At 69.1% G+C, this 22,635-nt stretch carries 22 protein-coding genes and 1 tRNA gene; 9 read left to right on the top strand and 14 right to left on the bottom strand.

Annotation, left to right across the window (positions count from 1 at the left end; all coding sequences use genetic code 11):
- Window positions 1-14: 14 nt before the first annotated feature.
- A complete protein-coding gene (map, locus tag ASF22_RS22055) occupies window positions 15-845 on the bottom strand; it encodes a type I methionyl aminopeptidase (RefSeq protein ID WP_056268391.1) in 831 nt (276 codons plus the stop codon).
- Window positions 846-1,068: 223 nt separating this feature from the next.
- On the opposite strand from map, the gene ASF22_RS22050 reads away from it, so the two are divergent.
- The 3 genes from ASF22_RS22050 (at window position 1,069) to ASF22_RS22040 (ending at window position 2,655) form a co-directional block, all read left to right on the top strand.
- Complete coding sequence (locus tag ASF22_RS22050; RefSeq protein ID WP_056174559.1) at window positions 1,069-1,323, top strand: zinc-finger domain-containing protein; 255 nt, start codon at window positions 1,069-1,071, stop codon at window positions 1,321-1,323.
- Between the two features lie 5 nt (window positions 1,324-1,328).
- Window positions 1,329-2,516, top strand: coding sequence for an FAD-dependent monooxygenase (locus ASF22_RS22045; protein ID WP_056268590.1), 1,188 nt, complete (start codon window positions 1,329-1,331; stop codon window positions 2,514-2,516).
- Window positions 2,517-2,568: 52 nt separating this feature from the next.
- A tRNA-Leu gene (locus ASF22_RS22040) sits at window positions 2,569-2,655 on the top strand.
- A gap of 446 nt (window positions 2,656-3,101) precedes the next feature.
- Here ASF22_RS22040 and ASF22_RS22035 read toward each other — a convergent pair.
- The 7 genes from ASF22_RS22035 to ASF22_RS22010 form a co-directional block, all read right to left on the bottom strand.
- Window positions 3,102-3,758, bottom strand: coding sequence for a DUF4336 domain-containing protein (locus tag ASF22_RS22035; protein ID WP_348271160.1), 657 nt, complete (start codon window positions 3,756-3,758; stop codon window positions 3,102-3,104).
- 94 nt (window positions 3,759-3,852) lie between these two features.
- Entirely contained in the window at window positions 3,853-4,767 is a 915-nt protein-coding gene (locus ASF22_RS22030) for a WecB/TagA/CpsF family glycosyltransferase (RefSeq protein WP_244474392.1), read from the bottom strand.
- A complete protein-coding gene (locus ASF22_RS22025; RefSeq protein WP_056268388.1) occupies window positions 4,764-6,332 on the bottom strand; it encodes a GumC family protein in 1,569 nt (522 codons plus the stop codon). Before ASF22_RS22025 ends, ASF22_RS22030 begins: the two co-directional genes overlap by 4 nt.
- A 187-nt stretch (window positions 6,333-6,519) precedes the next feature.
- Entirely contained in the window at window positions 6,520-7,344 is an 825-nt protein-coding gene (locus tag ASF22_RS22020) for a polysaccharide deacetylase family protein (RefSeq protein WP_056268385.1), read from the bottom strand.
- A 4-nt stretch (window positions 7,345-7,348) separates the two neighbouring features.
- Window positions 7,349-7,498 carry a hypothetical protein gene (locus tag ASF22_RS24450; protein WP_162238659.1) on the bottom strand — a complete coding sequence of 50 codons (150 nt, stop codon included), beginning with the start codon at window positions 7,496-7,498 and terminating at the stop codon, window positions 7,349-7,351.
- A 201-nt stretch (window positions 7,499-7,699) separates the two neighbouring features.
- Window positions 7,700-8,656: a DUF6492 family protein gene (locus ASF22_RS22015; protein ID WP_056268383.1), complete on the bottom strand. Its 957-nt coding sequence runs from the start codon at window positions 8,654-8,656 to the stop codon at window positions 7,700-7,702.
- 77 nt (window positions 8,657-8,733) lie between these two features.
- Entirely contained in the window at window positions 8,734-10,095 is a 1,362-nt protein-coding gene (locus tag ASF22_RS22010) for an oligosaccharide flippase family protein (RefSeq protein ID WP_056268380.1), read from the bottom strand.
- A 190-nt stretch (window positions 10,096-10,285) separates the two neighbouring features.
- Here ASF22_RS22010 and ASF22_RS22005 point away from each other — a divergent pair, with 190 nt between their 5' ends.
- Genes ASF22_RS22005 through ASF22_RS21995 form a run of 3 tightly spaced genes read left to right on the top strand, consistent with a single transcriptional unit; the run spans window position 10,286 to window position 13,745 of the window.
- On the top strand, window positions 10,286-11,377 hold the full coding sequence (locus ASF22_RS22005; protein ID WP_056268376.1) for an endo-1,4-beta-xylanase: 1,092 nt from the start codon (window positions 10,286-10,288) through the stop codon (window positions 11,375-11,377).
- Entirely contained in the window at window positions 11,374-12,330 is a 957-nt protein-coding gene (locus ASF22_RS22000) for a glycosyltransferase (RefSeq protein ID WP_244474391.1), read from the top strand. The genes ASF22_RS22005 and ASF22_RS22000 overlap by 4 nt, the downstream gene beginning before the upstream one ends.
- Complete coding sequence (locus ASF22_RS21995; RefSeq protein WP_244474390.1) at window positions 12,327-13,745, top strand: O-antigen ligase; 1,419 nt, start codon at window positions 12,327-12,329, stop codon at window positions 13,743-13,745. Before ASF22_RS22000 ends, ASF22_RS21995 begins: the two co-directional genes overlap by 4 nt.
- A gap of 115 nt (window positions 13,746-13,860) precedes the next feature.
- On the opposite strand, the gene ASF22_RS24305 is transcribed toward ASF22_RS21995, so the two are convergent.
- The 4 genes from ASF22_RS24305 to ASF22_RS21980 all read right to left on the bottom strand — a co-directional run bounded on the left by ASF22_RS24305 (window position 13,861) and on the right by ASF22_RS21980 (window position 17,742).
- Complete coding sequence (locus tag ASF22_RS24305) at window positions 13,861-15,048, bottom strand: hypothetical protein (protein ID WP_244474389.1); 1,188 nt, start codon at window positions 15,046-15,048, stop codon at window positions 13,861-13,863.
- A 53-nt stretch (window positions 15,049-15,101) separates the two neighbouring features.
- Window positions 15,102-16,055, bottom strand: coding sequence for a hypothetical protein (locus ASF22_RS21985; RefSeq protein WP_244474388.1), 954 nt, complete (start codon window positions 16,053-16,055; stop codon window positions 15,102-15,104).
- 544 nt (window positions 16,056-16,599) lie between these two features.
- The gene (locus tag ASF22_RS24300; protein WP_156398821.1) at window positions 16,600-16,812 is read right to left on the bottom strand and encodes a hypothetical protein; all 213 of its coding nucleotides are present in this window, start codon (window positions 16,810-16,812) and stop codon (window positions 16,600-16,602) included.
- 510 nt (window positions 16,813-17,322) lie between these two features.
- Window positions 17,323-17,742: a hypothetical protein gene (locus ASF22_RS21980; RefSeq protein WP_056174573.1), complete on the bottom strand. Its 420-nt coding sequence runs from the start codon at window positions 17,740-17,742 to the stop codon at window positions 17,323-17,325.
- Window positions 17,743-17,924: 182 nt separating this feature from the next.
- Between ASF22_RS21980 and ASF22_RS21975 the strand changes: the two genes are divergently transcribed.
- The 3 genes from ASF22_RS21975 to ASF22_RS21965 all read left to right on the top strand — a co-directional run bounded on the left by ASF22_RS21975 (window position 17,925) and on the right by ASF22_RS21965 (window position 19,965).
- Entirely contained in the window at window positions 17,925-19,055 is a 1,131-nt protein-coding gene (locus tag ASF22_RS21975; protein ID WP_056268372.1) for an HWE histidine kinase domain-containing protein, read from the top strand.
- Window positions 19,037-19,525 carry a response regulator gene (locus ASF22_RS21970; protein ID WP_244474387.1) on the top strand — a complete coding sequence of 163 codons (489 nt, stop codon included), beginning with the start codon at window positions 19,037-19,039 and terminating at the stop codon, window positions 19,523-19,525. The genes ASF22_RS21975 and ASF22_RS21970 overlap by 19 nt, the downstream gene beginning before the upstream one ends.
- A 164-nt stretch (window positions 19,526-19,689) precedes the next feature.
- Window positions 19,690-19,965 carry a hypothetical protein gene (locus tag ASF22_RS21965; RefSeq protein WP_156398822.1) on the top strand — a complete coding sequence of 92 codons (276 nt, stop codon included), beginning with the start codon at window positions 19,690-19,692 and terminating at the stop codon, window positions 19,963-19,965.
- 54 nt (window positions 19,966-20,019) lie between these two features.
- Here ASF22_RS21965 and ASF22_RS21960 read toward each other — a convergent pair whose 3' ends face one another.
- Window positions 20,020-21,798, bottom strand: coding sequence for an ABC transporter ATP-binding protein (locus tag ASF22_RS21960; protein WP_056268369.1), 1,779 nt, complete (start codon window positions 21,796-21,798; stop codon window positions 20,020-20,022).
- A gap of 323 nt (window positions 21,799-22,121) precedes the next feature.
- Window positions 22,122-22,565, bottom strand: a complete 444-nt coding sequence (locus tag ASF22_RS21955) for a hypothetical protein (protein WP_056268366.1) — start codon at window positions 22,563-22,565, stop codon at window positions 22,122-22,124.
- Between the last annotated feature and the right edge of the window lie 70 nt (window positions 22,566-22,635).

Below are 22,635 nucleotides of genomic sequence, written 5' to 3'. Positions count from 1 at the left end.
CTCACGGGACCGGCTCAGGCCGCCGGATTGACCGGCTGGTGCAGGCCCTTCGGCGAGAAGGTGAAGATCTCGGCCCCCGTCTCCGTCACCGCCACCGTGTGCTCGAACTGGGCCGAGAGCGAGCGGTCCCGCGTCACCGCCGTCCACCCGTCGGACAGCACCTTCACGGCGGGGCGGCCGAGGTTGATCATCGGCTCCACGGTGAAGAACTGGCCGGGCTTGAACGTCACGTCGTAGCTCGGCTCGGCGTAGTGCAGGATGGTGGGCGCGTCGTGGTAGGTGCGCCCCAGCCCGTGGCCGCAGAAGTCGCGCACCACGGAGCAGCGCTCGGCCTCGGCATAGCTCTGGATCGCCCGGCCGATATCCGTGGTCGAACCGCCGGGCTTGATCGCCGCGATGCCGCGCATGAGGCATTCGTGGGTGATCTCGCACAGGCGCTGGGCCTTGCGCGACACCTCGCCGACATAGGCCATGCGGCTCGAATCGCCGTGCCAGCCGTCGACGATGAGGCAGATGTCGAGGTTGACGATGTCGCCCTCGCGCAGGGGCTTGTCGTTGGGGATGCCGTGGCAGACCACGTGGTTGATCGAGGTGCAGATCGATTTCGGGTAGCCGCGGTACAGCAGGGAGGCCGGGTAGGCGCCGTGGTCCATGGCGAAGGTGTAGGCGAGGTCGTCGAGGGCCTCCGTGGTCACGCCCGGCGCCACGGCCTCCATCAGCACGTCGAGGGCTTCCGCCGTCAGGCGCCCGGCCTTGCGCATGCCCGCGAACCCCTCCGGCCCGTGGATGGGCGGCTCGGGCGAACGTCGTCCGGTCTCGGAGACGGCCTGATCGTTCTGCGTCATGGGCGGGCGTTTCGTGGCTGGCCGGGAAAGATCCTCTGTACGACCCCGCGCTCGCGAGGCCAACCCTTGCGCGAAGCCAACCCTTGCGCGAAGCCAACTCCACCGCGAAGGAAGACCGGCATTCGGGCCGGGCTAGGCGCCGGGCCGGGGAGGGGCTAGACACCGTGTCTCCACGAACGGGCGCCCGGACGGGTTTCGACGGGCCGGCAGGCAGGACGGGACGATGGCTGACAAGGCGGTGCCGCACTTCCACAACGACCTCGGGGTCGCGGTGATCCATGTCGGGTCGCGGGAGTTCATGTGCATCGGCGCGCGCCCGCCCTTCGACCATCCGCACGTGTTCCTCGACATGGGCACGGACGACGAGATCATCTGCCAGTACTGCTCGACGCTCTATCGCCACCGTCCGGGCCTGAAGGCCGGTACCGCCGACCCGGCGGCCTGCGTGTGGGACGACCGGACCCCGGCCGCCGCCTGAGCGCCGTGTCCTCCGTCGGTCCGAGTCGGATCGCCATCGTCGGCGCCGGGATCGGCGGCCTCACGGCGGCCCTCGCCCTGGACGCGGCCGGCCACGAGGTCACCCTCGTGGAGCGCCGTACCGGATTCAGCGAGGTCGGCGCCGGCCTCCAGCTCTCGCCCAACGCCAGCCGCGTGCTCATCGGCCTCGGCCTCGGAGCGGCCCTGCGCCGGGCCGCGAGCGAGCCGCCGGGCGTGGTGGTGCGGGCGCTCGCGGACGGGCGCCAGCTCGGCGCGATCCCCCTCGGCCCCGCGCATCGTGAAAGTTTCGGCGCGCCCTACTACGTGATCCATCGGGCCGACCTGCAGACCCTGCTCCTAGATGCCGTGCGGGGTCGTGCCGGCATCCGCCTGCTCATGGGCCGCGACGTCACCGGCCTCGTCGAGACCCGGGACGGCGTCAGCCTCACCCTGGAAAGCCACCAGGGCGCCCGCTCCGAGACCTACGTGGCCGACCTCGCGGTGGGCGCAGACGGGGTGCGCTCGCGCCTGCGCGGCCACCTCGACGCGGTTCCCCTGCGCCCGTGGCGCGCCGCCGCCTGGCGGGCCCTGGTGCCGCGCGAGGCGGTGCCGCCCGAACTCGCCGCCGACGCCACCGGGCTGTGGCTCGGCCGCGACCGCCACGTGGTGCACTATCCGATCCGCGGCGGCAGCCACCTCAACGTCGTCGCCGTGGTGCCGGAGCGCGCCGGGACCGACGATTGGGGCCAGCTCGGCGAACCGGCGGTCCTGCGCGCCCGCTTCCCCGATGCGGCGCCTGCGCTGGCCGCGCTTCTCGGCGTGCCGGATTCGTGGCTGGTGTGGTCGCTCGTCGACCGTCCGCCGGCCAAGCCTCTGGCGCGCGGACGCGTCGCGCTCCTGGGCGATGCCGGCCATCCGATCCTGCCGTTCCTGGCGCAGGGTGCGGCGCTTGCCATCGAGGATGCGGCGATCCTGGCGGCCTGCCTCGGCACGGCCCCGGTGCCGGAGGCACTCGCCGCCTACGCCAAGGCGCGCCGGGCCCGGGTGCGCAAGGTCCGCGCGGCGGCCCGCGCCAACGGCCGCAGCTACCATGCCGGTCCCCTCGTCGGCCGCGTGCGCAACATGGTGATGCGCCGCCTCGGTCCCGCCGGCATGACCCGCCGCTACCGCTGGCTCTACGGCTGGACGCCGTGAGGGTGAATGTCTTGATCTCGGACGCCCGCCCCGCTACCGCAGGAACCGGTATGCGGACGTGGCGAAACCGGTAGACGCACGAGACTTAAAATCTTGCGGCCGCAAGGCTGTGCGGGTTCGAGTCCCGCCGTCCGCACCATTTCGTAGACATCGAGACAGCCACTCTGGGAAGCCAGGCTGACGCAGGTCGCGGGACGATGACGTCCGACGATCCTTGTTTGGACGGAGACCTCAGGGTCGTACGAGCGTCGAGACACGAAGTCGATCCGTGTTCGTTGTACGGGCGGCGCGACGACGTTCCACCCATCGCGCGTCGGGAACATGCGCGGGGTGTCAGGTGGACGAACGGGCGTTGTCGCGGCGATCGACCAGCTCAGCGACGCCTGCGGTCCGCATAGACCAGCGCGGCGATCATCCCGACGACGGCGATGCTCGCAAGGACCGTGGAGATCCTCGGTGCGGGGCTGTGCGCTGCGGGGGAGCCGGAAGTCCGCGCCGGGTCGCTCGCTGGTCCGAGGGCCCATCGCAGTGAACGCCGCAAATCCCCTGCCGCGTCGTGGCGGAACCACTGCCCGTGCGCGAAGATCACCCGGTCCGGTTCGAAGGCCACGAGCCGCTGGGCGGCCCGCGCCAAGCGCGGCGGTTCGCGCCGAGAAGCAGCCTGAGGTAGAGCGGCGCCCGGCCATCCGGCGCCACGATCCCCAGGGCATGGGCGAGGGGGCGCACCGGGATCGGGAGCAGATCGGCCTCCAGGTTGATCACGAGGTCGGTCAGAAGCAGCGTCCGGCTCGGACGGTGGAACAAGCAGATCTCCCGGAACACCGGCCCGGCGACCAGGACCTGGTCGATTTCGCCCGCCCAGACACGGGGTGGGAAGTTCGACAGATCGGCATCGATCCGGACACCGGAGCGGCGAACCGGGCCCCGGTCCCGGAGGCCGGGCACTGCCCAGGTGATGGCGTTGGGGCACGCCGGCTGCCAGTTTTGAAGGAACATCCAGTGGCCGACGCTCGGGGCGACGAGATGTCCGATGCGCCCGAGCCGTTCCAAGGCGCGCTGGAGGAGCGGATCGTGGGAAACCGGCGAATGCAGCAGCAGCTCACCGCCTGCGAGGCGCAGCACCGTCATGCGGATCGGCAGCGGCATGCCCCCCGGATGGACGGGCGGCGCGTCGACGATCCAGACGCCTTCGGCGACCTGTTTGGGCGTGTTCAGCGGCGGATAGCTGATTTCGTGCGCCACGCGTCAAGACTCCCGTCGACGTTCCCGGTCCCGAAGAAACGTGGGCTCGCGCCGATGGCTCCGCCAAGCGGCGAAACCCGGCAACGAAACCCGGTCAGGGAACGCGCCCGAGGCTCGGTATGCGGGCGATCACGGCGCGATACAGGCCCGTGCGCGCCTGCAGGAACGGCCGGCTGTGCGCGATCATCAGGAAGATCGCGTGCGGGTTCGTGGTGACGTAGCGCCAGAAAAGCCGCGACGGCTCCTCCTTGATTCGCCAGAGCCATTCCAGGCTCCAGCGCTGCATCCAGTGTGGCGCGCGCGTGCGGCTCCCCGACAGGAAGTTGAACAGCCCCCCGGAGGTCTTGATCATCCCGACATGGATGAGCAGCGGGCTGAACTCGTAGACGAAAAGCTGCTCGCGCGGCACCCCGAGGGCGAGCCAGAGGATGTCCGGCCTGAGGGCGTCGATCTCGCGGACCTTGTCGCGGAGCGCTTCGCCATGGAGATACCCGTGCGAATGTCCGACGATGCGGATGCCGGGATGGCGACGCCGGACGTTCTCGACGGCGCGTTGGTTCTCAGCCTCGCTCGATCCGAACAGGTAGAAGGTCAGGTTCCGGCGGATCGCGCCCTCGGCGACGCTGTGGAAGAGATCCGTCGTCGCCACCCGCTCCGGGAGGGCATGCGTCCCGATGAAGCGGGACGCCACCACCATGGGCTGGCCGTCGGCATTGACGAGATCGGCCTGCGCCATGATGCGGGCGAAGTCGCGATCCCGGGCGAAGCGCGACAGGACCTCGCCGTTGGCCGAGGTCAGAAAAAGCGGAAGGTTCGGGCGCGGGCGTCCCTCGGCGGCGGTGAGCATCAGCTCGGCCGTTTCCGCCATGCTGAGGACGGCGATCGGCATGCCGCCCAGGGGGGTCGTCTGCACCGCTTTCATGGGATCCGTCGCCAGATCCGCTGGTGCGTCGTCGGACAAACCGGGGGCCGGGCCGGTTGCGTACTGTGCCACGGGATCGGATCTCACGGGTGACCTCCGACCGCAGCGGACAGCCGCTTCGTACCGGTGTCGGTGATCGCCCGCGCCGTCGGCGGACGCTGCCGCGCGGCCGTGATCGCGTCGAGCGTACCCGGTTCGGCCTCGGCGGGCGGGCGCATCTCGCCCTTCAGCCATTCTCCCCCGAGGGTGAGGGCGACGCCGACGAGAAGCCCCGCGACGAGCCCGAACAGCGCGAGGGTGATGGCCGGCGGCGGATAGCTTCGGTAGATCGGCTTGACGGCCTGCGTGATCACGCGGGCATTGCCGACATCGAGGCGGGCCTGCTGGCCGATTTCCCGCGCGCGCAGCAGGAATGCCTCGTAGACCGCGCGGCTGGCTTCGACCTCGCGGTCGAGTTCGCGCAGCCGGATCGATGCCTGGGCGAGGCCCACCGTGTTGCCCTTGGCCGCATCGAAGCTCCTCTCCAAGGCGGTCACCGTCGCGAGGGCGCGGGCGAGATCGGTGCGGGCAGCCTGTCCGTATCGGGTGATCTCCTGCTCGATGAGCTGGCGCGACAGCCGGATCTGCGAGGCGATGGAGGTGACCTGGGGGTGACGGGGCCCGAGGTCGTTGGCGAGTTCGGCCTGCTTGCGCGAGAGTTCCGCATACTGGGCACGCAGGGCGGCGATGGCCGGGGAGGCGAGGGTGGCTTCCGTCGCGCCGGCGTCGATACGGGCTTCCTTCATGCGCTGGACCCCGTCGACGCGGGCCTGGGCGTCGGCGGCGCGCACGCGGGCTCCGGCGAGCTGGGCGTTGAGCTGCGTCAGCTGCTGGTCGGTCACCAGCACGTCGCGGGTGCCGATCAGGCCGTTCTCGGCCTTGTAGGCCTGGACCCGGCTCTCGGCCCGGTTGACGTCCTCGCGCAGCTCCACGAGCCGGGCCGAGAGGCCGGCGGTGGCGCGGTTGGCCGCCTCGGCCCGGTTCGCGGCGCCTACGGCCAGGTAGGACTCGACCACGGCGTTCGCGATCAGGGCCGCCTTGGCGGCCTCGCGCGACATGGCCTCGACGTCGACGATGAAGGTCTTGCCGGTGCGACGCACGGCGATGCGCTTCGTCAGGGCAGCGAGGGCGGGCGTGGCCCCGGTCTCCGCTTCCGGAGGGAGCGGGGAAGACAGCCCGAGGCCCTCGATCAGAGATCCGAACAAGCCGGGTGCCTTACTGGTCCCACCGAATTCGGGATCGTTCTCGAGATCGAGCTTCTCGACGACACGGCCGAGCACGCTGCTCGACGTAATCACCTGTGCCTGGCTCTCGACGATGGTGAGGAACCCGGCGGAATCCTGCCCGACCGTCGTCAATTCCTTGTCCATGAGGCGCAGTTCGCGCGGGTCGATGTAGATCTGCGCCACCGCGGTGAAGCGGGGCGTCGCCGCCTTGCCGACCGCGAAGGCGAGCAGGGCGCAGACCAGAGCGCAGCCGGCGATCGCCAACGCCCTCCGGCGCAGCAGGGCGTAGACGTGACGGACGGACAACGGACGGCCACCTGCGTTGCCGGCTTGGCTTCGCAGCGCAGGCCGGCGGTCGCTCGGATGATCTTCGTCGTAGACCAGCATCGAAGGGCTCCGTCGAGACCGGCCGCGGAACATGTCCCGCACCGGATTGCCGGTGTCATTCCCGGACCGATCCGACCCATTCCGGGACGGAAGCCGTTCTCGGGAGATGGCTCACCGTTGAGGTCGCAACCGACGCACCATCGGATGGAAGGAAGGCGGCAGGCCCGACCATCGTACCTCGGGCCGGTTAACGGGTCGGGTGCGTGGGGAGCAGGTATCGGTCGGCGGGCGAAGGGGCGGGGAGGGCGCGGCGCAAGCCCTCCGCGACGGTGACGCAGGGGATGCCGCGATCCCCGGCGAGGCGCAGGGCTGCCGAGAGGAGGCCCGGCGTGCATCCGTAGGGACTGGGACGGTCGACGACGTCGTGTCCGTAGAAGATCAGCCAGGCACGGCGGGCCAGAGCCGCATCCATCAACCCGGCGATCCGCGCCGGATCGGTCCAGACCTCCATGAGCGGGTTCGCGCGCAGGAACTGCAGGTCCGTGCGACCGACGTTGAGGCCCGGCACGATGCCCCGGCTCGAGCGGTAGAGGCCCGCCAGGGTACGCTTGGCCGTCACCGATCCGAATCCGTAGGGGAACGCGAAGCTCTCCAGGGGCAGGCCCGGCACGGTGGCCCGCAGCCGATCGCGGTTGCGGCGGGATTCGGCGACAAGCGCGGCGCGGTCCAGGCCCGGCACGAAGGCGTGACCGTAGGTGTGGCTGCCGATCTCATGGCCGTTCGTGTGCAAAGCCGCGATCTCGGCGTCGTCCGCCACGGTCCAGTACCGGTCGCGCTGGCCGATCAGCCCGCCCGAGATGTAGTAGGTGCCCTTGGCGCCATGGTCGTCGAGCATCGCCGCCCCGGTGGTGCAGGCGCAGGTCGGGGCGTCGTCGAAGGTGAAGCTCACTAGCGGCGTATCTGGGGCGACCAGGGCCGGGGCCGTCCGCAGATGCCGTGCGAGGCGCTGCTGCAGACGCGTGCGCACGCTGGCGACGGGTTCGACGGTCCCATCGGGCAGAACCGAAAGCATGGCGCTAGACCGCCGCATGCGGACCGCCCTGCCTGCGCAGGACGAAATCGTCATCGCCGTATCGCGCATTCGTCGGATTCAGGATTTCGGTATCGAAGGAGAGGTCACAGGCGGCAAGTCGTGCTTCGCCTGCCGCCGCCATGATTTGATTCACCGTCCCCTCCGTCCGTCGTACAAAGCCTGCCCTGGAATGGGACGACTCCAGGGCCGCCGCGTCCCGTTCCGGACAGATGCCCCACCGTCATTCTTTCCAACGGGGTAGTCGTACCCTAAAGGTGCCCAACGGGATTATGCACGACTCGTGGGATAGTTTTACAACTCTCTTTTCTCTCTGACTGATTCAGGGATATTTTACTCACACTTCGACGCTGCTATGCTTAATATCGTTCTGTTCTTCCGTCGCCTCGGCATAGAACGTACTTAGTGCCGCTCGAATCGTCGCAATCGGTGTCGAGCCGAACGACTGTATACAGAACGCCCGCTCGCGCGGGGTCGAAGTCCGCAGCATTGCGAGGATGTCGGGAAGGCTCAGTTCATCGGCTTCCCAGTGGGTCCGCGTAAAACTCTCGTGCGTGACCGCGTGGCGCGATCCGGCGATGGCCGACGCCGCGACGAAGGCGCCGTAGATCATGTACTCCGAGAAATCCCGGTCCCGGCACATGGCCGCCACCCAATCGCGGCCCGACACCGTCTCGATCCGGGCGGTCATGTCCCGAACGGTGGCCTGATCCCAGACGATGATCTGATCGATGTAGTCGTTGGCGGGCAAGGCGGGCACCGGCGTCGCCAGGAGGCGGGCGGCGGTGGCGACCCACAGCTTGTGCCGCGGCCGATCCTGCGTGACCCCGCCGACATGGACATGGAACGGCGTCGGGTTCGGATGCGCGATCCGGCCGAGGTCGAAATCCTTGAAGAAGCAGACATCGGAATCGATGATGCAGAAGCGTGCCTCAGGGAGCGAGCGTGCGGCCTCGATCTTCACGAATTGTTGGACGTGCCAGCCACTGACCGGCCGACTGTGGAGGGACCACCAGTAGCGGCGCCCGCGCCAGCGCAGGCCGAAGATCGGCCGCAGCCAGGAGGGCATGAACTGCGATTTGGGCAGGATCTGCCGATCGGCGCGGGCACAGGGCGCGAAGAGCTGCAGGTCCTCGTCATCGACGATGACGTAGTGCCGGCCGCGTCGCGGCATATGACGGTCGATGCTGTCGAAGAGCACGGTGCAGCGATCGAGATCCCCGCGGTGGCTGATGGTGATCAAGCCGACCGATTCGGGCCGTCCGGGAATGGCGACTTCGCCTTGGTCGCGCATATGTGCCTCCGTCGAACCCGCCCTGCAACCTCGGGCTGGCCCCGTCTCGGAGACCGGGGGCCTCCTGCTCGCGATCATCATGCGGCGTTCCGAGTCAACAAGCCGTACACGGCGAGGAACGAGAGCCCGTAAATCAGCGCGGAGGCCGCATTCAGCCCCAGGGTCCAGGATTCGGGAGCCGGGAACAGGGTGATGAGGGCCGCAACAGAGAGGGCCTTGATCAGCACGAGGGTGCCGGTGATGGCCGCGCGCAGGCCGAGATTGCCGAAGCCGAACAGCAGTTCGCTGTGGAACTCAAGAAGGTTGCGCACCGCCGGTACCACGAGGACGACCGTGAGCATTCCGTAGGCGGCCGAGACGTTGGTCCCGAGAATGTTCGGCCAGATCGACAATAGGGCGATGAGGGCGAGGAGGCCGCCGGTGGAAATGCCGGCGATCACCACCTCGATCCGCATGCTCTCCCGCAGCAGGGCCTTGGTGACCCGACCGGCCTGAATGAGCTTGCGCGAGTACATCATGTACATCGGACGCAGCGGCACCGCGGTGAGATCGATGAGCCGGATGGTGATGGCGTAGATGCCGGCCATGCGCTCGCCCGCCAGGGACAGGATGATGATCTTGTCGATCTCGCCCTGGGAGAGGAACAGGAAGTGCGACAGGGTATAGTACAGCCCGTCGCGGAGCTTGCCCCGCACCAGCTTGGGCCGCAGGCGCATCCGGACGCGCGGATGGAAAACCATTACCAGCACGACGACGGCGACGAGGTTGCCGACGAGATAGTACAGGCTCCACCTCTCGGCATCGCCGCCGCCCATGGCCCAGAACGCCACCGCCGCGGCGGCGCGAAAGCCGACCGGCAGGGACACCAGGGTCGAGGCGGCCCCGAATCGGCCCAGACCGCTGTTGACCTGGACGAGGAGCTCGATCTCGCGCCACAGGGCGATCTCGACCACGATGATCGCGAGATAGCCCGGCAGCGCGATCACCTCGCGGAAGAGCACGAGGTAGAGCAGGCCCGCCAGCGCCAGCATGATCGGCAGGGCGAGGGCGGAGCAGGCGTAATAGGCGGCGAGATAGCCGCCGAGGGACGAACGCCGGCGGGCCGCCGCGCGCATCACCGCGGATTGGAAACCGAAGCCGGCGAGGCATCCAATCAGAACGCCCGCCGCTGAGACGGTGGCAAACACCCCCATGTCGGCGAGACTGAGGGTGTTGGCGAGCAGGAAGAAGTACAGCACCTGCAGGACGAGGCGGCCGCCGGATCCCGCCAGCAGCTGGAAGTAGCCGAGAACGGCACCCCGGTGCGTCGCGAACCGGGACAGTGCGCGACGTCCAGTTCCGGGACCCTGCCCCGGAATGGGATTTTGTCCCGGGATGGGACGGCCAGGCGGTACGGCGGGCCCGGCCAGTGTCGGATTGTGAGACAGGGTGGCGGTCATGGGCCGGATGTCCGCAGGCGCCGTGCCAGGATATCTCTGCTCCGATCGAGCGCGTGCCGGGTACCGCGGGGAGGGGTGGCCGCCCCGGCTCGACATTCCCCGCCTGATTTCCCCCGCCTGAATTCCCCGGCACGACGTCTCGGACCCGAACTTGCAGCTCCGTGGGCTTGGAAGCCACCGAGGTTTCACGATGACACAGTTCCGTCCCACACGGCGGACGATGATCGCTGGCGCATTGGCCGGATCGGGCCTGATCGCCCGCGATCCGTCGGCCCGCGCGGCCCCGGGGGGGCCAGCCCGCATCGAATCGGTGCGCGCCACCTACGGGGCCGCCGTACGGGGCGATGCGCTGGCGAACGACCCGGCCTATGCCCAGGCCCTCGCCGAGCGGTGCCGCCTGATCGTGCCGGAAGGCAGCTTGAAATGGCCGGTGATCCGACCGAACCGCGAGACCTTCGACTTCGCCGATGCCGACCGCATCGCGGCGTTCGCGAGCCGCCTCGGCATCGGACTGCGCGGACACACCCTCGCCTGGTACGGCGCCATGCCGGCGTGGACCGACGCGATCACCTCCCGGGCCGAAGCCGAGCGGGTGCTGACGCAGCACATCGAGCGGGTGGTCTCGCGCTACGCCGGACTGATCACCTCCTGGGACGTGGTGAACGAGGCGGTTCCGGACGACCCCGCCGCGGCCGGCGACCTGCGCCCCTTCGTCTGGAGCAACACTTTGGGGGCGGATTACATCCCCATCGCGTTCCGCGCCGCCGCCGCGGCCGATCCGGCCGCCCGCCTCGTCCTCAACGAGTACGATCTTGAATACGTCGGGGCGCGCTTCGAGAGCCGGCGCGCCGCCTTGCTGCGAATCGCGCGCCGCCTGGTCGAGTCCGGCGTGCCGCTCCACGCCATCGGTCTCCAGGCGCACCTCTTCGCCGATCGCCAGATCGACCGGGACGGACTGCAAGCTTTTCTTCGTGAGATCCGTGCCATGAACCTCGATGTTCTCGTGACGGAGCTCGACGTGATCGACGCCAGCCTTCCCGGCGACGTGGAAACCCGCGACCGGCGCGTGGCCGAGACGGCCCGGACGTTCCTCGCCGCGGTGCACGAGGTCGTGCCGCCGAGCGCGATCCTCACCTGGGGCATCAGCGACCGCTACACCTGGGTGCCGACCTACTTCACCCGGTCCGACGGATTGCCGAACCGGCCGCTCCCCCTCGACGCGAGCATGCGGCCGAAGCCCTTGATGGCCGTCCTCGAAGACTTCACCCGGAGTGCCGCGTGAGCCCGAACCGCGCCGTGGATGCCGCCATCGACATCGTCGTGTGCGTTCCGACCTTCCGTCGCCCGGACTGGCTCGCACGGACCCTCGATTCCCTGGTCGCGCAGACCACCCATCGCCCCTTCGCCGTCGTCGTCGTCGAGAACGACGCCGGGGCGCGGCAGGGGGCTGACGTGGCGGAGGCGTACTTCGCGTCCGGCCGCCTGCGCGGGCTCGCTCTGGTCGAACACGCGCAAGGCAATTGCCACGCGATCAACGCGGCCTTCGGCACCGCCCTCGGGGCCTACCCGACGGCCCGGTTCTTTCTGATGATCGACGACGACGAATGGGCCGAGCCGACCTGGCTCGAAGCCATGGTGGCGACCGCCGAGCGCACCGGCGCGGGCGTCGTCGGCGGTCCGGTCATGCCGCAGATCGCGCAGGGCGGCCCGCCCGCCCTCGCGCGCCATCCAGCCTTTCGCCCGGCCTTCGACACCAGCGGCCCGGTCCCTGTGATCTACGGCAGCGGCAACTGCCTGATCGCCCGCTCGACTTTCGTGCGGCTCGGGCTGCCGGCCTTCGACGTCGCCTACAATTTCCTCGGTGGCGGCGACACCGACTTCTTCATGCGGGCCCGGCGAGCCGGTATCCAATTCCAATGGGAGCAGGAGGCCGTGATCAGCGAGACCGTCCCCGTCGCCCGTACGACCTTGCGATGGCTCGCGGCGCGGGGCCTCCGAATCGGTGCGATCAACTACAGGATCGACCGCAAGCACAGGCTGGGCGGGATCGGAGGGGTCGTCATCGCGATGAAATCCGCGGTGATCCTGAGCCTTTCGGTGGGGCGTAGCCTTCGCATCCTCGCCAAGACCCGCCAGCTGACCTTCGCACTTCATCCCATTGCCGTTGCGGTGGGGCGATGCCTCGCCAGCATCGGCATCGAGCCTCAGCCCTATCGCGCGGCCACGCCCAAATGAACGTTACGCGGCCCGCATTCGGCCAGCGTGACGCGTCCGAGGGGCGCCGCGGGAGCGACGCTCACCAAGCCCGGGCCGATGCGGCCGTGCCCGGCGAGGCGGCGGTGTCGGCGTCCGACATGGCCAAGCACCTGCACGAGCGCATCGCGAATCTCTCCGTGCCGCGCCTGCTCCGCCAAACGGTGTTCCTGGCGACGCTCCTGCTCGCCTGGATCACGCTGAAGCCGTTCGCGGACCTGTCGCGCCTCGACGCGGCGGACCTCGTGACCGGGCAGGAGACCGTCACCTACGCCACCTACGGCCTCCTGGCCCTCGCGGGCTTCCTGCTCGTGGTACGCGACCACGGCCGGGCACTGGCCTCGCTGGTCCTGCCGACGCACGTCGCCCTCGTCGGTTGGCTGGCCCTGAGCGTGATCCTGTCCCAGGATCCCACCACCTCGATGAAACGACTGGCGCTGACCGCGGCGGTGATGCTGCTGACCGCGAGCCTTCCGCTCCTGGCGCAGACCCGGGCGGAGTTCCGCACGCTCCTGGCCGTCGCGACCCTCGGTCTCCTCACGGTCTGCTACGTCGGATTGGTGGTCGCCCCCGATCTCGCGATCCACCAGCCGCGCGACCTCATGGAACCCGCCCTGGTCGGCAACTGGCGCGGCGCCTTCGGCCACAAGAACGCCGCGGCCGCCGTGATGGCGATGTTGCTGTTCGTCGGCCTCGCGGTGATGCGGACCGGAGGGCGCGTCTCCGGTCTCGCGATCCTCGGCCTTGCCTGCGTGTTCCTGGTGGGCTCGGAGGGCAAGAGCGCCTTCGCGCTCAGCCTCCTGGTGTTCGTGCTGACCGGGGCCTTCGCGGCGATTCGGAGCTTTCGCGGGCGCCTGCTGATCACGGTCGGACCGATCGTGCTGATGAACCTGTTCACCGTCGGGACGGTGATGAGCGATGCCATCGCGTCGATCGTTGGCGCATTGCCCATCGACGCGACCTTCACGGGCCGGACGGACATCTGGCGGTTCGTTATCGAGAGTATCGCTGCGCGCCCCATCGCCGGCCACGGCTTCGCGGCATTCTGGGGCACCCAGACCCTGCGCGACCTCTCGGACGACGGCGCCACCTGGGCCGGGTACGCCAGCCACAGCCACAACGGCTACCTCGACACCACCCTGACCCTCGGCGCCATCGGCCTCGTGCTTCTAGTGCTGGTCTTCGTGATCGGCCCGCTGCGCAACTATCACCGGCTGCAGACGGAAACCGGAAATGCCGGGCCGTTCGCCACGATGTTCCTGCAGATCTGGTTGTTCGGGCTACTGCTCTCGACCATGGAGAGCTTCTTCTTCGATCGGGGCGACCCGATCTGGCTCATGTTCCTGTTCGCGGTGTTCGGGCTTCACTATCTGGCCCGCTTCCGAACGCGCCGGTGAACGCGGAGCCGGCGCCAGCCGGGTCCTTGGATATCAGGATCCCGCGATCCCAAGATTCCAACACGATGCTAAGCCAGGCGTCCTCGCGGCCGGTCTCGTCGTAGGGCCCTGAGCATCAGGTCTCCGGCGCGCCGAGCCGCCGGCGGCCACGGTCCGGCATTCGCGCCCGCAGGCCGTCCGCCGCGTCCCGGAACCAGGCGGCGCGGTCGATCTCCGGCAATCGGGTCGGACGGGCGCGCGCCCCGAGCACCGCCTCCGCGTAGGCCTCCGCCGGCGCCCCGCGCGGGACCGGGAGGATCGCGCCCGCCGCGAGGAGTTCACGGTAGCGGGAATGATGATCGAACTCGTCGGCGCGCATCGGTGCCGTGACGACCACGGGCCGGCCGGCCTGGACGCAGGCGAGCACGCTGGCGCGCCGCGCCGTCAGCCCCTCGGGCAGGACGTACGCGAAGGCGTCGACGGTCTCGAACAGGCCGAACAGTTCCTCCGCCGAGGCGACGTAGCCCGAGACGACGACCGCATCCTCCAGCCCGAGTGCGGCGACCTTGGCATCGAAGACGCCCTCGATGCCGTCCGAGGCCTTGATGAAGGATCCGATGAACACGAGGAGGGGGTCTTCGCCCCGCGCCGCGAGGGCCGCCGCGATGTCGAGCACCGCCTCCGGCTGCTTGCCCGGGTAGATCGACCCGAAATGGCCGAGGACGACGCGGCCCGCCCGCCGGGCGGCGAGGAGGCGCTGGCGCAGGGGGCTGTCGGCGATGCCGGCCGGGCGGCTAAGGTTCGGCGGCACCGGCATCAGGGCGGCGCGGCGCGCCAGGAACCCAACGAGGGAATCGGCGGCGAGCTCCTCGCGCACCTGCGGCGAGACGAGGAAGATCGTGTCGGACAGGAGCAGCAGCGGCCGGAGCACCAGGCGGCGCAGCCGGTGCAGTCCGGCCCATTCGTGCAGGATCGTGAGGCAGGCGCGCCGGCGCAGCTTGGCCAGGGCGTAGACCGCAAGGGGCCCGAACAAGGCCCGCTTCCAGGCGACGACGGGGAAATTCGCCACCACCGCATCCGCGCGGCCGATGGCGGCCCAGGTTTCGGCGAGCCGGAACTGGCGGGGCTCGATGGTCAGAGCGTTGTGCACGCCGGGCTCGGCCGCCCGCAGCGTGTCGAGGAGAAGCTGGCTGAAATCACCGATGCCGCAGGGCGGGTGTCCCGCTCCGAGCAGGTGCAGGCTCGCGACCGGTGTGGCCGACCGATGGGGCACAGGCTCGGACGACGCCGCGAAGGCATCGGCGGGCGACGGAGGCAGGGTCACGGATCGCTCGCGGTTGGGGGTTGAACCGTGCCCGATGGGGCGGGGGGCCGCGCTCACGAGCCGAACAGCACGCGCTCGGTGTAGCTGAGGTCGCCGATCGGAACGGGGTGCGGCCCGCGGGCGTAGCGGGGTTCGCGCCCGTGAAGGTAGCGGCCGACCACGCCCGGCAGCGGGCCGTTGGCATCGAGCATCACGAACAGGACGCCGTGCCGAAGCAACAGATACCGCCCGATCGCGCCGAGCCATGCCGCCAGCGTGTCCGGCTCGGGCGCAAAGATGATCTGATAACACGCCAGGGTCGGGCTCGCGGGCCAGCGTGGCACGGCCTTGATCCGATGCGGCTGCAGGACGACGGCCCGCGCCGTCTTGGCGTCGCGGCACACGAGGACGAGGGAGCCGTAGCCGGCATGGTCCCGGGCGAGTTCGCGCTCCCGGGGCGACAGGATTCCCGCATGGCCTTCGGAGAAGAGCTCCACCCGTTGCCCCCGCTGTGGGCGGCTCAGGCTGGGCACCGCCAGCAGCTGCCCGCGCACGAAGGCCCGGAAGCCGCGCGCCTCGTGGATCGCACGCGTGTGCACGGACGCGGAGATGTTGAGATAGGTCACCGACTTGTCCTGCATCGCCCGCCCGTCGAGGAGCGTCGCCGCCGCGCGGAACTTCGGATCGACGTACCAGCTCGACAGGTTGCAGCGCAGGTGGGAGCCGGTGGCATCGGCGATGCGCGTGTAGAGCGTCAGCAGCACGCCGACCGCCACCCCGTCGTGATCGAGGAGATACCCGTAGCGCGGAACCCCGTCCGGCACGCCCCGCGCGACGTGACGGGCGAGGCCGTCGCGCCAGTACGCCTGCGTCCGTTCGGGAAAGCCGGCCGCGAGCAAACCGACCACGGTGTCGAGATCGGTTTCCTCGATGGGGCGGCAGCGCAGAGCACCCGGACGCGGCGCCACCAGTACGGAACCCGCGCCCGGACCCGGCGCGGGTTCCGATTCCGGGGAGGACGAAGTCATGGCCGTGCTTCCTTTTCGAAAGGATCTGCCACGTTGGATGATCCTCCCTTAGAATACCGGTCGCTAACGCTTGGTTAGGGCGGGCGTCGCGCCGATGGCGGCGTCATACCCGGCCAAGCCAACTGGAACGCCCCGGACCCGAAGGCAGCGCGGGACCGGTCCGGGCCCTTGGCGAAGCGGTTCGATCGGACGGAGACCCTGCCTATCGAAGGTTTGCGGCGGCCCCTATCGCCGATCGCGGCAAACTCTCCCGGCGTTCCAGCCCGCGATCATTGAATTCGGACACCGCGCGGACGTGTCGGACCGTCAACGAGCGGTCCGACGGTGCAGCCTTCGCGGAGGTGGCTTGAGGGGGGCAGCGAACGATCAGGGGGAATGCCGCATGGGCGGTCCGCGGCGCAACGCCGGCCACGATGGGATCGTGCGCGATCATGGGAGGCGTTGGCCGAGACCTGTTTACCTCATCGTCACCGGGATATCCTTGCGTGCCCAACCGAGTACCCAGGCCAAATTCCGAATATCCGGTGGAACGCCTGGAAAGCTGTCAGGATGCATCCGTGTGCGTGTCGACGAAAAATCCCTGATCTTCTTCGATGAGAATGGGCAGGACATACGTTTCGATCACACGATCGGCGGCTTCGATGACTAGAAAAATCAAAACCGAGACCAACGAAGCAACGGATAGAACGATAAGAAGACAAACCAATGAAAAACTTGCTTTGATTCCCCAGGCATGAGCGCGGCTGTCCTGGTTCATTTTTTCGGCACCTGCCACAGGAAATATTCGTCGCGTCGAAATGCTCACATTTTTATGCTCGAAACAACATCGCATTTAGAGGAATTTTCTACTTAGGCCAGGATACCCACAGCGCGCCATCGTACGCCTTTCGGTGAAGACTATACTTCCGGGCGTCAGCCTTGAAAGAAAAAACAAATAGTCGTCATCGAGTGAACCAACACCGTGCAGGGTGGGCCAGACACGGTCGTGTCTCAGCGCCATCGGGTTCGATAGGCGTTGTAAAGCGAACGTATTCGTACCCTTGCGTCAGACGCCTTTAGGCATGACGGCTTGCGTTTCAGGAAACCCGGCCGTCTCAGCACGGAGCACGGCGACAGGAAAACGTTCGCGCTGAATCGCACGACGCTCGCCACACCATTGCGTGCAGGTTTCCGTCCCGCGGCACTGCCTCGGCCGGTCGAACCCATCGACCCGCAACAAAAAGGGCCGCCTTTCGGCGACCCCCTTTCGTGCGGCGTGTAACGAAGCTCAGTAGCCGTAATAGCCACCGCCGCCGTAGCCATAGGCCGGAGCGTAGCCATAGGCTGGGGCGTAGCCGTAACCGACCGCGCGCGGACCGCCGTAGGAATACCCGCCATAGGCCGGGTAGCCGTAGCCGCCGCCATACCCGCCGCCGTAGGCGCCCGCCGCAATGGCGCCCGCTGCGAGACCGGCGATGCCGAGGCCCACGGCCGCGCCGGTTCCGATGCCGCGCCGTCCGTAACCACGGCCGTAGCCGCCACCGTAGCGACCGTAGCCGCCGCCATATCCACGGCCGTAACCGCCGCCGTGACCGTAACCGCCGTGACCGTAGCCACCACCGTAACCGTAGCCGCGGGCCTCTGCGGGGGCGGCGGCGAGGAGGCCGAGACCGAGGACGGCCGTCGCGGCGAGTGCGAGCTTGCGCATGCGAGAGTTCCCAGAGTTGTGAGGATTGATGCAACAACCCGCCAGACGCGAGACCGTTCCGTCCCGCCTGTGGCGCCGGATGGCGAAGCTGCGGGAGGCGGGTCCCGGAACACGCGCAGCGTTGACGCGAACCATCCGGCAGTGCACGGCGTTGGCACCCGTTCCGTGGGAAGGATCCAGCCGTGCCGCAATCCCGGCAGCCCCTGCAATCGTCCGCCCTGGCTGCGGCTTCGCTCGCGACCCTGCGGCGCGGCGACCAGTTGTTCGAGACGGAGCGCCGGCTGAATGCGGTGCTCAACAACGCCTCGGTGTCGATCTTCCTCATGGATGACCGCCAACACTGCGTCTACATGAACCGCGCCGCCGAGCAGCTGACCGGCTTCACCCTGGCCGAGGTGCTCGCGCGCGATTGCCCGCTCCACGACATCGTGCACCACACCTATCCGGACGGCCGGCCGTTCCCCCTCGCGGAATGCGCCATCGACCGGGCGTTCCCCCAGAACAACCACGAGCGGGGCGAGGAGGTGTTCGTCCACGCCGACGGGCATTTCTATCCCGTCGGCTTCACCGCCAGCCCGATCCGCGACGACTCGGCCAACATCATCGGCACCATCATCGAGGTGCGCGACATCAGCGAGGAGAAGGCGGCGGCCGAGCGCCAGCGCCTGCTCCTCAACGAGCTCAACCACCGGGTGAAGAACACCCTGGCAACGGTGCAGTCCATCGCCGCGCAGACGTTCCGGGGCCAGGCCGAGGTCGGCGCCCGCACGGTGTTCGACGCCCGGATGGCGGCCCTGTCCACGGCCCACAACGTCCTCGTGGCGGACAATTGGGAGAGCGCCAGCCTGCGCAGCGTGGTCACGCGCGCGCTGGCGCCCCATCTTCTCGCCGAAGTCGACGTTGACCGGTTTCGGATGGACGGGCCGGATGCCCGGCTTCATCCGAAGGTGGCGGTGACCCTGTCCATGGCCCTGCACGAACTGATGACCAATGCGGCGAAGTACGGCGCGCTGTCGGTTCCCGAGGGCCGCGTCCACGTCACCTGGTCCCTCGAACCCATGGCGGACGACCGACAACGACTCGACCTGCTGTGGGAGGAACAGGGCGGCCCCGAAGTCGCGGCCCCGACCCGCAAGGGCTTCGGCTCGCGGCTGATCGAGCGCCAATTGCCCCTGGAATTCGATGGGCGGGCCGAGATCGAGTATCGTGTCGCAGGGGTGGTGTGCAGGCTCGAAGTGCCCCTGACCGCGTTGGGGTGGATGGGACAGGACGTGATCACCGGGCAGACCGCCCCATGGCAGACCGCCACATGACGGTGCTGAATGGACGCCGCGTCCTTCTGGTCGAGGACGAGAGCCTCGTCGCCATGCTGGCCGAGGACATGCTGACGGACCTCGGCTGCGAGGTCGTTCTCGCCATGCGCCTCGACAAGGCCCTGGCGCTCGCCCGCACCGAGACGTTCGATGCCGCCGTGCTCGACGTGAACCTCGGCGAGGCCCGGAGCTACCCCATCGCCGACGTACTGTTCGAGCGCAGCCTGCCGTTCCTGTTCGCCACGGGCTACGGCACGCAGGGGCTGGAGCGGGCCTACCAGGGTGTCCCGGTCCTGCAGAAGCCCTACCAGCAGGGTCCGATGGAACACCTGCTGCATCGTCTGCTGATTTGCGGCGAGCTGGCACAGAAGGGGTCCGAGCCCTGCATGCGGCCCGGCTGCACCTGCCAGGCCTCCCTGCGCTCGCCGTCCGGCGGAGGGACGGGGTTCCAGGCCGACAGCCCGGCCTGAGCCCTCCCCGGCGGATGCGGTCGCCAGCGGGGGCCCGACCGCTCGACTGCCCGCTGCTTCCCATGGTCGCCTGCCAACATCCGTGCGAACCGCTATGGTCCGGGGCCTGACCGCACGCGACGCCGAAGGGCGACGTCCCGCGCGCGCCACGCATGAGTGCCCCCATGAGTGCCACCCTCCTCGGGCTCACGACCCTCGCCTTCCTGTTCCCCGCCCCGGCGGAGCGGCCGGCCTTTCCCGATCCGCCGCGCGGAACCGGATGGGCCATCGCGGCGGTGGCGGTGTTCCTCGGCCTCGTGACCCTAGTGCCCCTCAGCCTCGCCTTGGCCGACAAGTGGGTGATGGACGCCCGGGCGGCCGAGTGCCGGGCGACGGGCGGCCGGATCGCCTACGTCTCGGCCGAGGGCCGTGCCCATCGCTGCGAACACCCGGACAAGTGACCGCCGATCCGCAGGCCGGGGCATCGCCCGTCGCCGTAAGGTGAGGCACCGTCCTCACGCACGCACGGCCGCTTGGGTCTCGAACAGCGCGCGGTACCGGCCCTCCGGCTCATGGATCAGGTCATCGTGGGGGCCGTCCTCGACGATGCGGCCGCGGTCGAACACCAGGATGCGGTCGAGGGACCGGACCGTGGAGAGCCGGTGGGCGATGACGATGGCGGTGCGCCCGCGCATGAGCCGCTCCATCGCCTGCTGGATCAGGGCCTCCGATTCCGAATCGAGGCTCGAGGTCGCCTCGTCGAGGATGAGGATCGGCGCATCGGCCAGGAAGGCGCGGGCCAGCGCCACCCGCTGGCGCTCGCCGCCCGACAGCTTCACGCCGCGCTCGCCGACCAGGGTGCCGTAGCCCTTCGGCAACCGGGCGATGAAGTCGTGCGCGTTGGCGAGCCGCGCCGCCCGCTCGATGGCCTCGGCGGAAGCGCCCGGCCGCGCGTAGGCGATGTTCTCGGAAAGCGACCGGTGGAACAGCACCGGCTCCTGCGGCACGATGGCGATATTCTCGCGCAACGAGGCTTGGGTAACATCGGCGATGTCGATGCCGTCGATGCGGATCCGCCCGCCGGTGACGTCGTAGAGCCGCTGCACCAACTTGACGAAAGTGGTCTTGCCCGATCCCGAGCGCCCCACCAGACCGACCCGCTGTCCGGGGGGAATCGTCACCGAGAGGTCGCGGTAGAGCGGCGCGGCGTGCCCGGCATAGTGGAACGTCACCGCCTCGAACCGCAGCGCCCCGCCCGTCACCGAGAGCCTCGTCGCGCCGGGCCGGTCGGCGACGCCGTAGGGCTCTGAATCGAGGGCGACGAGTTCCTCCATCTCGTTCACCGCCCGCTGGAGGTGGTTGATGTGCTGGCCGATGTCGCCGAGGTAGCCGTGCACCACGAAGTAGGTGGTAAGCACGTAGGCGACGTCGCCGGGCGTGGCGGCCTTCGTCCACCACAGCCACAGGGCGACGCCCACGATGGCGGTGCGCAGGGCGAGCAGAAGGCCGAGTTGCGCGGTGACGCTCCAGGTCACCCGCATCCAGGTGCGGCGGGTGCGCTTGTGCCACTTGCCCAGGATGTGCGCGAGGCGCGCATCCTCCCGGCCCTCGGCGCCGAAGGCCTTCACCACGGCGTTGTTCCCGATGGCGTCGGACAGGGTGCCGCCGAGCCGGGTGTCCCAGCCGTTGGAGAGTTGCGCCGCCGGGGCGATCACCTTGGTGGCGAGGCCGATGGCGGTGCCGACATAGGCCAGGGTGCCGAGCCCGATGACCGCCCCCATGGCGGGCCAGTGCCAGCCGAGGAGCACCATGGTGCCGAGCAGCACCACCACGGAGGGCAGCAGGGCGAGGAGCAGAGTGTCGTTGAGCCCGTCGAGGGCCCACATCCCCCGCGAGATCTTGCGGACCGTCGAGCCGGAGAAGCTGTTGGCGTGCCAGTCCGTCGACAGGCGCTGGACCCGGTGGAAGCCGGCCCGCGCCACGTCCGCCATGGTGCCGAGGGTGAGCGGCACCACGAGGGCCCAGGCGACGTGGCGCAGGCCGATATGGACCGCACCCAGGGCCGCCATGGCGGCGAAGGCCGGCAACGCCGCCGCGAGCGCCGCGTCGCGGTCGTCCCCCGCGAGGGCATCGACGAGGCGACCGGCGTAGAGCGGCAGGAACACGTCCGCGAGGGTGGCACAGGTGATGGCCGCGACGAGGCCGGCGACGAGGCCGAGCCGCGCGCGCCATCGGCGGAACACGAAGGCGAGGACCGCCCGATAGGCGCTTTCGCGCTGGTTACGAACAGACATGGGAACCTCGCGACGCGGATCGCGCGTCGTTCCGGAGGCCGCGGCACGGTGCGAAACCGGCGGCGGGCAAAAGGACAAAAGGATCGGAAAAGGAGCGACGGACGGAAGCGGGACGCCCTCGGGCGCGCGGCTGACGTCAGATCTGGCAGCCGAAGCGGCGGGCGCCGGCACGGACGGGAATCGCTACGATACGCATGCGGCCTCCCTCGTCGGCGCGGGAACAATCGGGCGGTGGGTTGAGCATGGCGCGCGGTGATTCGCAAGCCGACCCGAAGGGGCGACACGCGGATGGAGGCAGGGTGCGTCCCTCACCACCGAGGGCTTCAGCCGGTATTGACGAGACCTTGGAGCAGCGTCCGGTTCGCCGCGACGAGATCCCATAGGATGCGGGTGTTGCGATCGTCGTTCGCGTCCATCCACGCGTCCACGGCCGTCAAGGCGGACGGCGTGCGCCAGTCGCGCATGCCGGTCTCGTAGGTCTGCCGGAATTCAGGGTGTGCCGCGTCGGCCTTCAGGATCGCCAGCATCGCGTTCTGACACGGAAGGGGCGTGGCTTCGAAGTAGGTCCATACGCCGGAGCGGACGCCCTGGGCGAACCACGTAAGACGCTCGACGAGACCGAACGCGACCTCCGGCAAGCCGTAGGTCGGCGCCTCGGGATCGTAGCGGCTGCACCCGGCGAGAATGCCGGCGATCCAGACGAGATCCTCGTAGGCCGGCGCCGCGAGCATCCGATCCAGGGTCGCCGACGAGAGAATGATCGGCATGGTCTACCTCGGCGAGGGTATCTGCCTCAGCGAGGGTACTTGCCTGGATCGCGCCTCGGAACCCTGTCGT

The sequence above is a fragment of the Methylobacterium sp. Leaf87 genome, from assembly GCF_001422775.1.
In the GTDB taxonomy this organism is placed as follows: domain Bacteria; phylum Pseudomonadota; class Alphaproteobacteria; order Rhizobiales; family Beijerinckiaceae; genus Methylobacterium.
Note: the sequence above shows the minus strand (reverse complement) of the source record. Positions and strands in the feature narration are given on the sequence as shown.

Excerpts from the sequence above, each read along its gene's own strand:
- ASF22_RS21955 (WP_056268366.1), bottom strand. The coding sequence starts at position 22,565 with ATGCCGATCATTCTCTCGTCGGCGACCCTGGATCGGATGCTCGCGGCG.
- ASF22_RS21985 (WP_244474388.1), bottom strand. The coding sequence starts at position 16,055 with ATGACTTCGTCCTCCCCGGAATCGGAACCCGCGCCGGGTCCGGGCGCG.
- ASF22_RS22010 (WP_056268380.1), bottom strand. The coding sequence starts at position 10,095 with ATGACCGCCACCCTGTCTCACAATCCGACACTGGCCGGGCCCGCCGTA.
- ASF22_RS22050 (WP_056174559.1), top strand. The coding sequence starts at position 1,069 with ATGGCTGACAAGGCGGTGCCGCACTTCCACAACGACCTCGGGGTCGCG.
- ASF22_RS21995 (WP_244474390.1), top strand. The coding sequence starts at position 12,327 with ATGAACGTTACGCGGCCCGCATTCGGCCAGCGTGACGCGTCCGAGGGG.
- map (WP_056268391.1), bottom strand. The coding sequence starts at position 845 with ATGACGCAGAACGATCAGGCCGTCTCCGAGACCGGACGACGTTCGCCC.
- ASF22_RS21970 (WP_244474387.1), top strand. The coding sequence starts at position 19,037 with ATGGCAGACCGCCACATGACGGTGCTGAATGGACGCCGCGTCCTTCTG.
- ASF22_RS22015 (WP_056268383.1), bottom strand. The coding sequence starts at position 8,656 with ATGCGCGACCAAGGCGAAGTCGCCATTCCCGGACGGCCCGAATCGGTC.
- ASF22_RS22020 (WP_056268385.1), bottom strand. The coding sequence starts at position 7,344 with ATGCTTTCGGTTCTGCCCGATGGGACCGTCGAACCCGTCGCCAGCGTG.
- ASF22_RS21960 (WP_056268369.1), bottom strand. The coding sequence starts at position 21,798 with ATGTCTGTTCGTAACCAGCGCGAAAGCGCCTATCGGGCGGTCCTCGCC.
- ASF22_RS22005 (WP_056268376.1), top strand. The coding sequence starts at position 10,286 with ATGACACAGTTCCGTCCCACACGGCGGACGATGATCGCTGGCGCATTG.
- ASF22_RS21980 (WP_056174573.1), bottom strand. The coding sequence starts at position 17,742 with ATGCGCAAGCTCGCACTCGCCGCGACGGCCGTCCTCGGTCTCGGCCTC.
- ASF22_RS21965 (WP_156398822.1), top strand. The coding sequence starts at position 19,690 with ATGAGTGCCACCCTCCTCGGGCTCACGACCCTCGCCTTCCTGTTCCCC.
- ASF22_RS22025 (WP_056268388.1), bottom strand. The coding sequence starts at position 6,332 with ATGCTGGTCTACGACGAAGATCATCCGAGCGACCGCCGGCCTGCGCTG.
- ASF22_RS24300 (WP_156398821.1), bottom strand. The coding sequence starts at position 16,812 with ATGAACCAGGACAGCCGCGCTCATGCCTGGGGAATCAAAGCAAGTTTT.